Raw genomic sequence first — 14,122 nt, 5'->3', positions numbered from 1 at the left:
CCGCCAGGGCAACGTTCGCTTAACGTCTGGGCCCTATGCTGGGCCCCATGGACGCGAATCCATCATCCGGCCCCTGGTGGCGCCCCTTCGGGCTACGGACCCTGATCCGGGCCTGGTGCGCGCGGGCGGCGCAACGAGAAGGGGCGCCCGAAGGCGCCCCCGTCATCCCCCGGAGGGACCGATCATTCGAGGTTGAGCGCGACGAAGCGCGGCTCACCCTCCCGCCGGACCAGCATGAGCACCGAGCGGCGCCCGGCGTCGCGGGCGGCCTGGACCTGCGCGTCGAACGCGTCGACCGTGTCCACCGGCTCCTGCCCGACCTCGATCACGAGGTCGCCACGCCGCAGGCCCTTCTCGAACGCCTCGCCGTCGTCGTCGGCCTCGACCACGACGAGCCCCTCGACGTCGTCCCCGAGGCCGATCGCCTCGCGCAGGCCATCGTCGATCTCGGAGACGGTCATGCCGAACGCCTCGGTCGTCGCCGGGCCGGCGCCGTCGTTCTCGGCGGCGACGGGCACGGCCTCGTCCTCGGCGTCCTCTCGGCGGGCGAGGGTGACGGGCAGCGTCAGCTCCTCGCCGTCGCGGAAGACGGTGACGTCCACCTCCGAGCCGACGGCGGCGCCGGCCACGACGCGCACCAGCTCGGTCACGTCGGTCACGGGCTGGCCGTCGAAGGAGAGGATGACGTCGCCCGACTCGATCCCGGCCTCGGCGGACGGGCCTTCGGGCACGTCGGTCACGAGCACCCCCTGCGCGTCGTCGAGCCCGAGCGCCTCGACGAGGTCGTCGTCGACGTTCTGGATCCGCACCCCGAGCCAGCCGCGGCGGGTCTCGCCGAACTCGATCAGCTGGTCGACGACGTCCTCGGCCACGGCCGAGGACATGGCGAAGCCGATCCCGATCGAGCCGCCCGTGGGCGAGAGGATCGCGGTGTTCACGCCCACCACCTCGCCGTCCATGTTGAAGAGCGGGCCGCCCGAGTTGCCGCGGTTGATGGCCGCGTCCGTCTGGATGTAGTCGTCGTAGACCCCGCGCAGCGCCCGTCCCTGGGCCGACACGATGCCTGCGGAGACGGAGAAGCCCTGCCCCAGCGGGTTGCCCATGGCGAGGACCCAGTCGCCGACGCGGCTGTCCTCGGAGGGGCCCCAGTCGACGAAGTCGAGGTCGCCCTCGGGCTCGACCTTCAGGACGGCGAGGTCGGTGTTCGGGTCGGTGCCGACGATCTCGGCCTCCAGGACGTCGTCGCCGCCGCCGGGGTAGAACTCGATCATGATCTCGTCGGCGCCCTGGATGACGTGGTTGTTCGTCACGATGTAGCCGTCGGGCGAGATCACGAAGCCCGACCCGAGCGCGTTGCCGCGGCGCGGGCCGTTCGGGCCCTGGCGGTCCTGGAACTCGCGGAAGAAGTCCTCGAAGGGCGAGCCCTCGGGAACCTGGGGCAGCATGTCGTCGGCGGGCCGCTCTACGCCCGTGGTGGTCGTGATGTTCACGACCGAGGGGCTGATCGTCTCGGCGAGCTGGGCGAAGGAGACGGGACGCTCGATCCGCGCTGGCACCTCCTCCGTGACGTTCTGGGCGAAGGGGGCGGTCGGCATCGCGAGGGCGATGGCCGTTCCCGCGGCGAGCGCGAGGCGCTGGGTGGAGTGGATCAAGGTGGTCTCCCTCATGTCGGGCGGCGCGGAGGGGCCGCCGGTCGCATGTCCGGACGCGGGCCCGCACGCGGTCGGGCGCAGATCCCGCGATCGCCGCAATATTTTCCCTTCATGGCCCCGCCGCAACGGCGCGCGGCCCACGACCGCCTCACCTTCGCGTGACGCCCTTGAAGGAAAGGCGCCCGCCGCCGGTCGCCGAGGGACCGTGGCGGGCCCGCGAGGGACGGCGGAGGGCCGGCTTGGAAGCCGGCCCCCGCGTCCGGGGTCAGTTCGTCTCGGCCGGCTCGACCGGGACGACCTGTACCTCGACGCCCTCGTCGTCCTCCACCGCCGGCGGCGGGTCCAGCGGGGCCGGCACGCGCGCGCTCGTGACCGCCTCGGGCAGCGTGATGCCGCCGGGGTTGTTGGAGCGCAGGTAGTCGAAGAACTCGGAGTCCGGGGTCATCACCATGGTGGTCCCCTGCGATTCCAAGGCCTCGCGATAGGCCTGGAGGTGGCGGGTGAACTCGTAGAACTCCGTGTCGGCGCTGAATGCCTCGGCGAAGATGCGCGTCCGGGCGGCGTCGGCCTCGCCCCGGATGATCTGGGCGTCGCGCTCGGCGGTCGAGGTGGTCTCGACGGCCGTCCGCTCGGCGGCGGCGACGATCTCCTCGGCGAGCTGGGCGCCGGTCGCCCGTTCGTTCGCGGCTTCGCGCTCGCGCTCGGCGCGCATCCGGGCGAAGGTCGCCTCGAGGTTCTGCTCGGGCAGCGCGGTCTGCTTGAGGCGCACGTCCACGATGTCGAGGCCCAGCGAGGCGGCGCGCGCGTCGGCGGCGCGGGCGATCCGCTCCATCAGCACGCCGCGCTCGGGCGAGAGGATGGTGTTCGAGGTCACGCCGTCGGCGCCCAGCACCGCGCGGGTCTGGGTCGTCAGGATGTCCTCGAGCTGCCGCTCGGCGGAGGCGAGGCCGGCCGCGCCGACCGACTGCCGAAAGCGCACCGGGTCGCTGATGCGGTAGCGCGCGAAGGCGTCCACCACGAGGCGTCGGTCGTCCGAGGGCGTCACCTCGATCACGTCGGTCTCGAGCGCGAGGATCCGGTCGTCGTAGCGCACGACCTCCTGGATGAAGGGGATCTTGAACTTGAGGCCCGGCTCCTCCTCGACCCGCTCGATCTGGCCGAACTGGAGGACGAGGGCCTTCTCGCGCTCGTCCACGATGAAGACGGAGGAGAGGAGGACCACCAGGGCCACGACCCCGGCGATGGCGAGGTAGACGTTGCGGTTCATTGGCTCTCTCCCGCGCCGCGGCGCAGCTCGTTGAGGGGGAGGTAGGGCACCACGCCGCCGCCGCCTTGGCCGCCCGACACGGCCTCGTCGAGGATGATCTTGTCGACGCGGCCGAACACCTCCTCGAGGGTCTCGAGGTAGAGGCGCGTGCGCGTGACCTCGGGGGCGCGCTGGTACTCCGCGAGGATAGAGGTGAAGCGCGCGGCCTCGCCCTCGGCCTCGTTCACGACGCGGGCGCGGTAGGCCTCGGCCTCCTCGCGGACCCGCGCGGCGCGGCCGTTGGCCTGGGCGACGGCGACGTTGGCGTCGCGATCCGCCCGGCGCTGGAGCTGGTCACGCTCCTGCTCGGCGGCCTGCACGTCGCGGAAGGCGTCGATCACCTGCCCCGGCGGGTCGGCCCGGTCGAGGTTGAGGCGCACGATGTTCACGCCCGCGTCGTAGCGGTCGAGCGTCGCCTGGATCAGCAGGCGCACCTCGTCGGCGATCTGGTCGCGGTCCGTGTTCAGGATCGGCGCCAGCGCGCGTTGGGCGATCACCTCGCGCATGGCCGATTCGCTGACCGCCCGGATGGTCTGCTCGGGGTCGGCGAGGTTGAAGATGAAGCTGGCCGGATCGGTGATGTTCCAGACCACCTGGAAGTCGATGTCGACGATGTTCTCGTCCGTCGTCAGCATCAGCCCGGATGCGCCCCGCGTGGCGCCGCGGTCGGTGTTCACGCCGATCTGCTCGGTCCGCTGGACGTCGGTCTGCACGACCTCGGCCGTGACGAAGGGCCAGGGCGCGAAGTTGAGGCCGGGCTCGCCGATCTCGGAGAAATCGCCGAGGAACAGCTCGACCGAGCGCTCGGAGGTGTCGACGCGGTAGAAGCTGGCGAAGAGCCACAGGACCACGAGGACCAGCGCCACGAGGGCGATCGTGCCGCGCGTCAGCGCGGGGCCGCCGCCGCCGCCGCCGCCGCCCGGGCCGTCCGCGCGCCGCCGCCCCCGGCCGCCCATCAGGACGCGAAGCTGCTCTTGCCCCTTGCGGACGAGGTCGTCGATCTCGATCTGGCCCTGTTGTCCGGGGCGGCGGGGGGGACGATCCCCCGGGCCCCCAGGGCCTTCGGGTCCGCGCGGGGGACGGCTTCCGCCGCCGCCCGATCCCCAGGGACCGCCGGAATTGCCTGCCATCGCGTCGATGCCTTCCCTTGTTGGCTCGCCACCTACCTACGGACGCGCGGCGGGGATTCAAGCGGCGGCTGGTCGCGCCTCCGGCATCATTCGAAGCGTGACTGCCAGGCCGGGCGGCGACCAGTCCAGCGAGAGGTCCGCCCCGAGCGGCGCCGCGATGCGCCGCATCAGGCCCAGGCCGAACCCCGAATCCTCGGGCGGTCCGAGTACGCGCGGGCCGTCCACCTCGCGCCAAAGAAGGAGCAGGGCGCCCTCCGCCGCGTTCCAGCAGAGGGAGACGCGGCCTTCGGGAACGGAAAGGGCGCCGTATTTCAAAGCGTTGATCGCGAGCTCGTGGAGGATGATGGCGACCGGGCCGGCTTGGCCCGACGTCAACGCGGGCGCGCCGCCCTCGATCTCGATCCGGTCGCCATAGGCGCCGAGGACGTGGCGCGACAGCTCGATCGGGTCGACCCACCCGCCCCCTTCGGCGGTCGGGACGGCGCCGCGGGTGCCGCTCAGCCCCGCCTCGCCGGCCGCGCGCAGTGCGTCGATCCGCCCCGTCAGGAGGGCGAGCGGGTCCGAGGCGCCGTTCCGCGACGCCTCGCGCCGGGAGAGGGAGATGACCGCCTGCACCACCGAGAAGAGGTTCTTGACGCGGTGCCGCATCTCGTCGGCGAGAAGGGTCTGGCGCATCTCGGCGGCGCGCAGCTCGCGCTCGCGCCGCTCGCGGAAGATGGCGCCGGACAGGACGTTCGCCATGCCCTGCAGGAAGTCGGCATCGGCCTGGGTGAACATGCCGGGCGCGGTGTCGTTGCCCTCCAGCACGCCGAAGGGATGGCCGGAATCCTTCACGGGCACGTTGATCGCCCGGCGGACCCCGCGCTCGGCCAGGAGGGGCGGCGTGCGGAAACGGCCGTCGGAGGGCAGGTCGTTCGCCATCGCCGCCTCGCCCTTCTGCCAGGCGTAGCCGGCGGGGCTTCCTGGATCGGCGGAGAAGGTGGCGCTTCCCACGACGCCCGGCCCCCAGCCGGTCCCCGCGAGCATGAGGAGGTCGCCCTCCGCCTCGCGGAAGTGGAGATACTTTGCCAGCCGGACGTCCAGGCCCTCGGCGGCGACGCGCACGGCCTCGTCGGCGACCTCGTGAAAGCTGCCCGCGCAGAGGGCGAAGGCGCCGAAATCGGCGAGCAGCTTCTGCTGGCGCAGACGGCCCGCGAGTTCGTCGGGCGCGCGGCCGGACGTCCCAGCCTCGCCGCCATGTATGCGGTCGTTCATCTCATCCTCCGGCCGCCCGGACGCCGGTGGGGGGGTTGGCGTCGGCCGGTCGAACCTTGAACGCGCACCACCAAGGGTAGTGTTCCATCCATTCGCGCAAGCCGAGCGAGTCGCGCGCGGCCGTATCAGAGGGTGCGGACGGGGGCGTCCATGGTCACCATCTCCTCGGCGACGGTGGGGTGGACGGCGCAGGTTGCGTCGAACTGCTCCTTCGTCAATCCGGCCTTCACGGCGACGCCCGCGAACTGGATCATCTCGCCCGCGCCGGGGCTGACGATGTGCACCCCGAGGACGACGCGCGTCTCGGCGTGGACGACCATCTTCATCAGCACCCGGTCGGGGCGGCCGGCGAAGGCGGTCCGCATGGGCCGGAACGAGGTGGCGTAGATCTCGGCCGGGACGTCCCGCTCGAGCGCCTGCTCCTCGGTCATGCCGACGGCGCCCATCTCGGGCTGGGTGAAGACGGCCGATGGGATCAGGTCGTGGTCGGGGGGGCAGTCCTCGCCCCCGAAGCGGGTGCGCACGAAGGCCATGGCCTCGCGGATGGCGACGGGGGTCAGGGCGACGCGGTCGGTCACGTCGCCGATGGCCCAGATCGAGGGGACGTTCGTGCGCGACATGGCGTCCACGCAGACCGTGCCCTTGCGGGTGATCTCGACGCCCGCCTCCCGAAGGCCCATGCCTTCGGTGTTGGGCGTGCGCCCCGTGGCGAGGAGGACGGCGTCGAACTCGCCCTCGTGGCCGTTCGTGGACTTGGTCCAGATCGTGCCGTCGTCCTTCCTGCGCATCTCCAGCACGGACGTCCCGAGCGAGATGTCGATGCCCCGGTCGCGCATCCCCTCGGCGATGAGGCCGCGCGCCTCGTCGTCGAAGCCGCGCAGGATCTGGGCGCCGCGATGGTAGATGCAGACCTCGGACCCCATGCCGTTCATCATGCCGGCGAACTCGCAGGCGATGTAGCCGCCCCCCACGACGAGGAGGCGGCGCGGCAGCTCCTCGAGGAGGAACATGTCGTTCGAGGTCAGGCCGAGCTCGGCGCCGGGGAAGTCCGGCAGCGCGGGGCGCCCGCCCGTCGCGACGAGGATGGTGTCCGCGCCCGCCTCGCGCCCGTTCGAGAGGGCGACGCCGTTCGGGCCGGTCAGCGTCGCGCGGGCGTCGACGACCTCGACGCCCGAATCCTCCAGCAGGCGGCGGTACACCCCCTCCAGGCGGTCGAGCTCGGCGTGCAGCCGCTCGCGGAACGGCGGCCAGCGGAACGCCGGCGCCTCGGGGACATCCCAGCCGAAGGCCTTCGCGTCGTGGAAGTCGGGCCCGTACTCGGAAGCGAAGACCATCAGCTTCTTCGGCACGCAGCCGCGGATCACGCAGGTGCCGCCCAGGCGGTACTCCTCCGCGAGGGCGACGCGGGCGCCCGCCGCGGCAGCGCGGCGGGCGGCGCGAACCCCGCCCGATCCGCCGCCGATGACGAAGAGGTCGTAGTCGTGGGCCGTGTGGGCCATGGGGGATGTCCTTCCTTGGGCGCGCCGGTCCGAACGCCCCGGCCGAAGGGGCGGGTTCCCCCCCGCACGGGGCGGGGGGCGGGCGCTATTCGTCCGCGAAGAGGTTCGCGTCCTCGCCGAGGATGTCCACCCGCTGCGTCGAGGCGCCGTTCTCGACGTCGCGCACCTCGACCACGCCGTCCGGCCGGCCGATCACCACGACGTCGCAGACGTCCACGAAGAGGCCGTTCTCGACCACGCCGGGGATCTGGTTGAGGACCAGCGAGGTCTGCCAGGGGTTGCCGATCCGCCTGAGGGCGAGGTCGAGGATGTAGTTCCCCTCGTCGGTCACATAGGGGCCGTCGCCGCTGATGCGCAGCGTCGCCTCGCGCCCGAGGACGTCCACCCCGGCCAGCGTCTCCTCCACGAGCGCCTTCGTCGTCTGCCAGCCGAAGGGCACGACCTCGACGGGAAGGGGGAAGGCGCCGAGGGCCTGCACCTCCTTGGCGGCGTCCGCGATCACCACCATCCGGTCGGAGGCGGTCGCGACGATCTTCTCCTGCAGGAGGGCGCCGCCCCCGCCCTTGATCAGGGCGAGGTCGCCGTCGAACTCGTCCGCGCCGTCGATGGTCAGGTCGAGCCACTTCGCCTCGTCGAGGGAGATCACCTCGATCCCCGTCTCGCGGGCGAGGTGCGCCGTGCGCGAGGAGGTGGGCACGCCCTTGATGCGCAGCCCGTCCTCGCGGACCATCTCGCCGAGCTGGCGGACCATCCACGCGGCGGTGGACCCGGTGCCGAGGCCGACCTTCATCCCGTCCTCGACGTAGTCGCAGGCCCGCCGCGCGGCGATGAACTTGGCCCGGTCGACGGGCGAGAGGTTGGACATGATCGCGCAGCTCCCCCGGGGTGGTCGGGCCCGGCTTAGCCGGACGGGGCCGAAGGTGGAAGCGCGGCGAATCCGCCGCCCGCGGCGCGCAGGCGGGCGCCGATCATCGCGTCGAGCGCGGCCGCCGGAAGGATGAGGAGGCACCCCGCCCCGTCCATCCGCAGCCGCACGGGGCCCTTCGCGCGGTTCGAGGTCCCCACCCGCCCCGCCGGCCGGAGCGCGAGACCGTCGATCGGCCATTCGAGCCCCTCCGAGGTTCCCGTCACGGGGCCCATGGGAAAGAGCGACACACGCGTGCCGGGGGGAAGGTCCAGCCGCGTCTCGCCCGCCGGCAGGGCGCAGGCGCAGTCCTCCAAGCCGACGAGGATGCAGGGCCGCAGGCGCGGCAGCGCCCCCAGCGCGGCCAGCGCATGGTCCACCCGCCCGCCGAGGAACCCCGCGCCGAGGACGAGGGGCGCCCGGACGTGGGCCATCGCCTTCTCGAAGTCGGTGTCGTCCTGCGTGGCGATGCGGTGCACGCGCCCGGCCGGGATCGCGGCGCGCGCCGCCCCGTCCAGCGAGTCGAGGTCGCCGATCACCGCGTCCGGCACCCGCCCGGCGGCGAGGCAGGCCGCCGCGCCCCCGTCGGCGGCCACGACCGGCCCGGCCCGAGACAGCACCGCCCGGAGGCCGTCCGGCGGCCCCGCCCCGACCAGCGCGACCGGTTCCGCCGCCGTCAGCACCGGCGGAGGATCGCCGCCGCGTTGCATTGTTCCGTCCCTCGACACAATCTCGCCCTCGGCCCGCCCCGCAAATTTCCCTGCGGAGCGCAAAGCATCGGCTCATTCGGGCGTAAACCGTCCGCGGACGCATTCAGGCAGGTGATCCCCATGGTCGGCACGAGCAAGATCCTCACGGTGTCCTATGGCACCTTCTCCTGCACGCTCGAGGGGTTCGACGACAACTTCGAGACGATGCGCTCCGTGGCGGAGTACTTCCGCGACCTCGCCGCCGACGACCGCCATTTCGGCGCCGAGGGGCCTCGGCCGGACGCCGACCACCTCGCCCGGATCGCCGAGCGGGAGATCAAGCGCCCGGTCGAGGGGCGCACCACGGAGAGCGGGATCGCCCTGACGGCCAGCGACCCGGTCCCGGCGGCCCGGCCGGAGCCGGACGCGACCGGCGAGGGCCATCCCCCCGCCGCGGTGCCCGGGGCGTGGGCCGGTCCCGACGCCGACGGGCCCCGGGAGGACGCCGAGCTCGCCGGGGACCCCGCGGACGCGGTGCGGGACGGGCCCGCCGAAGGGGAAGGCGCCGCCGGCGCCAGCGCCCCCGAATCCGCCTTCGACGACGGAGGGGCCGCGCGCGAGGATGCGGACGGGGAGGATGGGGAAGACGGGGAAGGCCCCGCGAGCGTCGCCGCCCTGCTCGAGGCCGTCGCGGAGGCGGCGGGACAGGACCCCTCTCCCACCGGCGCCGCGCCGGAGGCCGCGCCGGAGGAGGAGAGGGAGGACCCGATCGCCGCCCTTCTCGACGAGGAGGACGAGGAGGAGGCGCCCGAGGACGGATTCGCCCTCCTCGCGGACGAAGAGGATGCCGAAGGCGCCCCCCAGGACGAGGGCGGGATCGCGGCGGAGGACGACCTCGCCGCCCTTCTCCTCGGCGACGAGGCGGACGGCGGTGCCGCCGATGCCGCCCCGCCCCGCGCGGGTGACGCGCGGGAGGGGGCCGAACCGGGGCCGGACGGCACGGAGGCGGACGGCGCGGACGTGGAGGACGCGGTCGCCGCCCTGCTGGGCGGGGAAGGCGTGCGGAAGGTTCCGCTCAGCCTCGCCCTCGTCGCGGAGAACCGGGCCGACGCCCCCGCCGGAGGGACCGGGGACCCCGCGGGGCCCCGCGGGGGGGACGTCGTCGCCGCCCCGCTCGCGGAGGAGCGGCCGGACGGCGACGGCCAGCCCCTGGAGGAAGACGCCCCCGACGCCCCCGACACCGAGGACCGGGCGCCGGGCGCCGCCCACGACGACGAGGACGGCCCGGGCCGGCCCGGGATCGAAGGGCCGCAGGGGGGACCGTCCTCGGACGCGGCCCTGCTGGCCGTGCTGGGCGCCGAGGTGCAGCGAGGCGAGGCGGCCGAGACGCGGGACGCGCCGGAGGGGGAGGGCCACGCCCCGGGCGGCGACATGCGGGCGGCGGAGGGACCCGCCGGAGAGGCCGAGGGCGCCGTGGTGCCCCGCCGGCGGCGCATACGCGGAAGGCGTTCGGCGGGGCTGGCGGACGGCGCGGACGATGCGCCCGCCCCCGCGCCGGGGGGCCGCGCGGCCGGGGGACGCCGGGTCCGGGTGGCCCGCCTGAAGCGCGTGGACCTGGAGGCCGCGCGCCGCCGCGCCGAGGGCGAGGACGCGAGCGCCCGCGAGGCGGAGGCCGAGGCCGCGCGCGCCGCCCTCGCCGAGGCGATGGCCGCCCAGCCGGAGCCCCTGTCCGCCGAAGCCGAGGCCGAGCTGGAGGCCGAGCTGGCCGCCGCCGAGGCGGACGCGGCCCGCGAGGTCGGGGACATCGAAGCCCCGCCCGCCGAGGCGGCCCCGAACGGGTCGGAGGAGGAAGCCGCCGGGCCGGTCCCGGAGGATATCGCCGCGAAGGCCCCCGAAGGTTCCGGCGAGGACGCCGCCCCGGAGGAGCCGGGGGGGGAGGACGCCGGGGTCGCGGGGGCCGAAGCGGAAGCCGCCTCGGCCGCCCGCGCCGATCCCGCCCAGGAGGATCCCGCCGAGCCCCCCGTGGAGGGCGCGGACCAGGAGGATCCCGCCGAGGCCGTCGAGATCCCCGCCTCCTCGGAGGAGGAAGCGATCGAGGCCATCGCGCCGGAAGGCCCGCCCCGCGAGGACGGGGAGGGGCCCGCGCCAAGGCAGCCCGCCGAGGCGCCCCATGCGGATGCCGCGGGCACGGACAGGGACGCGGCCGAGGACGACCGGGCCGGCGACCCGCCCGCCGGGCGCCGGGGCGACGACGCCCTCGCGCGCCTGATGACCGAGACGGACGAGCGTCTCGCCGCCCCGGAGAGCACGCGCCGCCGCTCCGCGCTCGAGCGGCTACGCCATGCGGTGCGCGCCACCGACGTCGCGCCCCCTCGGCGGGCCGAGGGGCAGGCGGACGCCTTCCGCCAGGACCTCGCCGCGACGACGCCGGGCGACGGGCCGGGCCCCCGGCGCAAGCCGACGCTGATGCTCGTGTCCTCGCAGCGGGTGGGCGGGGACGACGCCCCAGCCCCGGAGGCGCCCGCCCCCGTCCACGAGGTCGACCCCGCGATCGCGGACCTCGCGGGAGGCGACGCCGGAATGTCGGCGCCGGCCCGCCCTGCGGACGACGCGCCCGGCGGCGATGCGGAGGGGACCGGCGGCTTCGACGCCTTCCTCGCCCGGACGGAGGCCGGCGAGCTGGACGAGCGCCTGGAGGCCGCGGTCGCCTTCCTCGCCCGCGAGGCCGCCGAAGGGGGCGGCGTCTCGCGCCGGCAGGCGATGCGCCTTCTCGGCCCCCCCAAGACCCGCGAGGATCGCGAGGCGCGGATGCGCGCCTTCGGCAACCTCCTGCGGGACGAGCGGATCGTGAAGCTGGGCCCCAAGCGCTACGGCCCCGGCCCCGCCGCGCGCACGGGCTGAGCGCCCCCCCCTTGGGGGGCTTCAGTCCCCCCGCCCGGCGTCCGGGTCCGCCTGCCCGACGCCGAGGAACACCTGCCGCAGGGGCAGCGCCCAAGCCACGCCGAGCGCGACGTAGACCAGCAGCTCCAGAAGGATCGGCGGGCGCTCGAAGAGGGACATCAGCCACCAGGCGAAGGCGATATAGACCGGCAGCAGCACGATCAGCACCAGCGCGGAGAGGCGGCGGCGGGTCTTGTAGGGCATCGGCATGGCAGGGAAGATAGCGCCCTATCAGCGATCGGCGAAGGGGTCGCGCACGAGGATCGTGTCCTCCCGCTCGGGCGAGGTCGAGAGCAGCGCGACCGGCGTACCGATCAGCTCCTCGATGCGGCGGACGTACTTCACCGCCGCCGCCGGCAGATCCGCCCAGGACCGCGCGCCTTCGGTCGATTCGCTCCAGCCGTCCATCTCCTCGTAGAGGGGGGCGCAGCGGGCCTGCGCGTCCGCGGCGGTGGGCAGGTGGTCCAGCCGCCGGCCGTCCAGCTCGTAGCCCGTGCAGATGCGCAGCCGCTCGAACCCGTCGAGGACGTCCAGCTTGGTCAGCGCGATCCCGTGCACGCCCGAGAGGGTGCAGGTCTGCCGCACGAGGGCCGCGTCGAACCAGCCGCAGCGCCGCTTGCGCCCGGTGGTGGTCCCGAACTCGCACCCGCGGGTGCCCAGCCGCTCGCCGGTCTCGCCCGGCAGCTCGGTCGGGAAGGGCCCCTCGCCCACGCGGGTGGTGTAGGCCTTCACGATCCCCAGCACGAAGCCCAGCGCGCCGGGGCCCACGCCCGATCCGGCCGCCGCCTGCCCCGCGACGACGTTGGACGAGGTGACGAAGGGATAGGTCCCCCAGTCCACGTCCAGAAGGGCGCCCTGCGCCCCCTCGAAGAGGACGCGCCGCCCCGCGCCCCGCGCCTCGTCCAGCGCATGCCAGGCGGGGCCGGCGAAGGGCAGGATCTTCGGGGCGATGTCCCGCAGCGCCGCCAGGAGGGCGGCCCGGTCCACCGCCTCCAGCCCCAGGCCGCGGCGCAGGGCGTCGTGATGGACTAGGGCCCGGTCCACCCGCGCCTCCAGCGTGGCGGGGTCGGCGAGGTCGGCGACGCGGACGGCGCGGCGCCCGACCTTGTCCTCGTAGGCCGGGCCGATGCCCCGCCCCGTGGTGCCGATCTTCGTGCCCCGCCCGGCCTGCGCCTCGCGGGCGCGGTCCAGCTCGCCGTGGAGGGGCAGGATCAGGACGGCGTTCTCCGCGATCATCAGCGTCTCGGGCGTGATCTCCACGCCCTGCCCCCGCAGCCCCTCGACCTCCTCGGCGAGGTGCCAGGGGTCGAGGACCACGCCGTTGCCGATCACGGAGAGCTTGCCGCCCCGGACCACGCCCGAGGGCAGGGCGTGCAGCTTGTAGACCTCGCCCTCGACCACCAGCGTATGGCCCGCGTTGTGCCCGCCCTGGAAGCGCACCACGACGTCCGCGCGCGCCGACAGCCAGTCGACGATCTTGCCCTTGCCCTCGTCGCCCCACTGGGCGCCGACCACCACCACGTTCGCCATGCCCGCCCTCCGCCGATGCCGGGGCGGCATCTGCCGCAGCGCGGCTGAAGGGGCAAGGCGCGGGGGGCGCGCGGGCGGGTGGACCTTCGGCGCGCGGCGTCGCAACCTGGGCGCGAAACCCTTTGCGGAGCCTTCCGATGACGGACCACGCCCTCGACCTCGACCTCCTGCGGCGCCTGACCCAGACCCCCGGCGTGCCCGGCGCCGAGGACCGGGTGCGCGCGCTGATCGAGGACGAGGTCGCCGGCCTCTTCGACGAGGTGCGGACCGACCCGATGGGCAACCTGCTCTGCCGCAGGGACGCGGCCGGGGGCGCGCGGGACCCGCGCCGGGTCATGCTGCTCTGCCACATGGACGAGATCGGGTTCCTCGTCTCGCACGTCACGAAGGAGGGGTTCGCCTACATCCAGCCGGTCGGCGGCTTCGATCCCCGCACCCTCTTCGCGCGCCGGGTCACGGTCTGCACGCGCGACGGCGACGTCCCCGGCGTGCTCAACCCCGGCGGGCGGCCGGTCCACATCGCCACGCCCGAGGACCGCAAGAAGGTTCCCGAGCTCTCCGAGTTCTTCGTCGACACCGGCCTCGGCGAGGCGGCGCGGGACCGGCTGCGCGTCGGCGACATGGTCGTCCTCGACGGCCCCCTGCAGGAGATGGGCGAGCGGATCGTCTCGAAGGCGCTGGACAACCGCATCGCCTGCTGGCTGGGGATCGAGGCGATCCGCGCCCTCGGGGACGCGCGCGGCCAGGACGAGATCCACGTCGCCTTCACCGTCCAGGAGGAGGTCGGCCTGCGCGGCGCCCGCACGGCCGCCTTCGCGGTGCGGCCCCATGTGGGCATCGGCATCGACACGACGCTGGCCTGCGACACCCCCGGCGTGCCCGAGGCCGACCGCACGACCCGGCAGGGCGACGGCTTCGGCCTGCACCTGCGCGACGGCTCCTTCGTGTCCGACCGCGGCCTCGCGGAGGAGTTCGCCTCCCTCGCCGAGGCGCGGGGCATCCCCTTCCAGCGCACCATGCTCCGCTCGGGCGGGCAGGACGGGGCGGCCGCGCAGCAGGCGGCGGCGGGCGCGAAGGCGGTCGGGATCGTGGTGGGCACGCGCTACATCCACACGGTCTGCGAGACGGTCCACCGCGGCGACCTCCTGGCCGCGCGCGACGTCCTGGCCGCTTATCTCGGCGCGCCGGCGTGACGCCGCACGCCGGGGTTGCGGCCCC

Annotated in this window: 11 protein-coding genes; 2 read left to right on the top strand and 9 right to left on the bottom strand. The window is 74.5% G+C overall.

Annotation, left to right across the window (positions count from 1 at the left end; all coding sequences use genetic code 11):
• Positions 1-182 precede the first annotated feature (182 nt).
• The 7 genes from BCF33_RS01465 to BCF33_RS01435 all read right to left on the bottom strand — a co-directional run bounded on the left by BCF33_RS01465 (position 183) and on the right by BCF33_RS01435 (position 8,455).
• Positions 183-1,667, bottom strand: a complete 1,485-nt coding sequence (locus BCF33_RS01465; RefSeq protein ID WP_106160145.1) for a Do family serine endopeptidase — start codon at positions 1,665-1,667, stop codon at positions 183-185.
• Between the two features lie 250 nt (positions 1,668-1,917).
• Positions 1,918-2,919, bottom strand: a complete 1,002-nt coding sequence (gene hflC / locus BCF33_RS01460) for a protease modulator HflC (protein ID WP_106159173.1) — start codon at positions 2,917-2,919, stop codon at positions 1,918-1,920.
• Positions 2,916-4,088: an FtsH protease activity modulator HflK gene (hflK, locus tag BCF33_RS01455; RefSeq protein WP_106159172.1), complete on the bottom strand. Its 1,173-nt coding sequence runs from the start codon at positions 4,086-4,088 to the stop codon at positions 2,916-2,918. Before hflK ends, hflC begins: the two co-directional genes overlap by 4 nt.
• Positions 4,089-4,145: 57 nt before the next feature.
• The gene (locus tag BCF33_RS01450; protein WP_106159171.1) at positions 4,146-5,342 is read right to left on the bottom strand and encodes a sensor histidine kinase; all 1,197 of its coding nucleotides are present in this window, start codon (positions 5,340-5,342) and stop codon (positions 4,146-4,148) included.
• A 125-nt stretch (positions 5,343-5,467) separates the two neighbouring features.
• Complete coding sequence (gorA, locus tag BCF33_RS01445) at positions 5,468-6,841, bottom strand: glutathione-disulfide reductase (RefSeq protein ID WP_106159170.1); 1,374 nt, start codon at positions 6,839-6,841, stop codon at positions 5,468-5,470.
• Between the two features lie 85 nt (positions 6,842-6,926).
• The gene (gene rpiA, locus BCF33_RS01440; protein WP_106160144.1) at positions 6,927-7,709 is read right to left on the bottom strand and encodes a ribose-5-phosphate isomerase RpiA; all 783 of its coding nucleotides are present in this window, start codon (positions 7,707-7,709) and stop codon (positions 6,927-6,929) included.
• A gap of 32 nt (positions 7,710-7,741) precedes the next feature.
• Positions 7,742-8,455: a thiamine diphosphokinase gene (locus BCF33_RS01435; RefSeq protein WP_106159169.1), complete on the bottom strand. Its 714-nt coding sequence runs from the start codon at positions 8,453-8,455 to the stop codon at positions 7,742-7,744.
• Positions 8,456-8,575: 120 nt separating this feature from the next.
• On the opposite strand from BCF33_RS01435, the gene BCF33_RS01430 reads away from it, so the two are divergent.
• Positions 8,576-11,335, top strand: coding sequence for an ICP22 family protein (locus BCF33_RS01430; protein ID WP_106159168.1), 2,760 nt, complete (start codon positions 8,576-8,578; stop codon positions 11,333-11,335).
• Positions 11,336-11,356: 21 nt separating this feature from the next.
• Here BCF33_RS01430 and BCF33_RS01425 read toward each other — a convergent pair whose 3' ends face one another.
• Together BCF33_RS01425 and BCF33_RS01420 are read right to left on the bottom strand one after the other, a co-directional pair.
• A complete protein-coding gene (locus BCF33_RS01425) occupies positions 11,357-11,584 on the bottom strand; it encodes a DUF2842 domain-containing protein (RefSeq protein ID WP_106159167.1) in 228 nt (75 codons plus the stop codon).
• 21 nt (positions 11,585-11,605) lie between these two features.
• On the bottom strand, positions 11,606-12,904 hold the full coding sequence (locus BCF33_RS01420; protein WP_106159166.1) for an adenylosuccinate synthase: 1,299 nt from the start codon (positions 12,902-12,904) through the stop codon (positions 11,606-11,608).
• 137 nt (positions 12,905-13,041) lie between these two features.
• On the opposite strand from BCF33_RS01420, the gene BCF33_RS01415 reads away from it, so the two are divergent.
• Positions 13,042-14,097, top strand: coding sequence for a M42 family metallopeptidase (locus tag BCF33_RS01415; protein WP_106159165.1), 1,056 nt, complete (start codon positions 13,042-13,044; stop codon positions 14,095-14,097).
• The last annotated feature ends 25 nt before the right edge of the window (positions 14,098-14,122 follow it).

Source organism: Hasllibacter halocynthiae, from assembly GCF_003003095.1.
Classification (GTDB): Bacteria; Pseudomonadota; Alphaproteobacteria; order Rhodobacterales; family Rhodobacteraceae; genus Hasllibacter; species Hasllibacter halocynthiae.
Note: the sequence above shows the minus strand (reverse complement) of the source record. Positions and strands in the feature narration are given on the sequence as shown.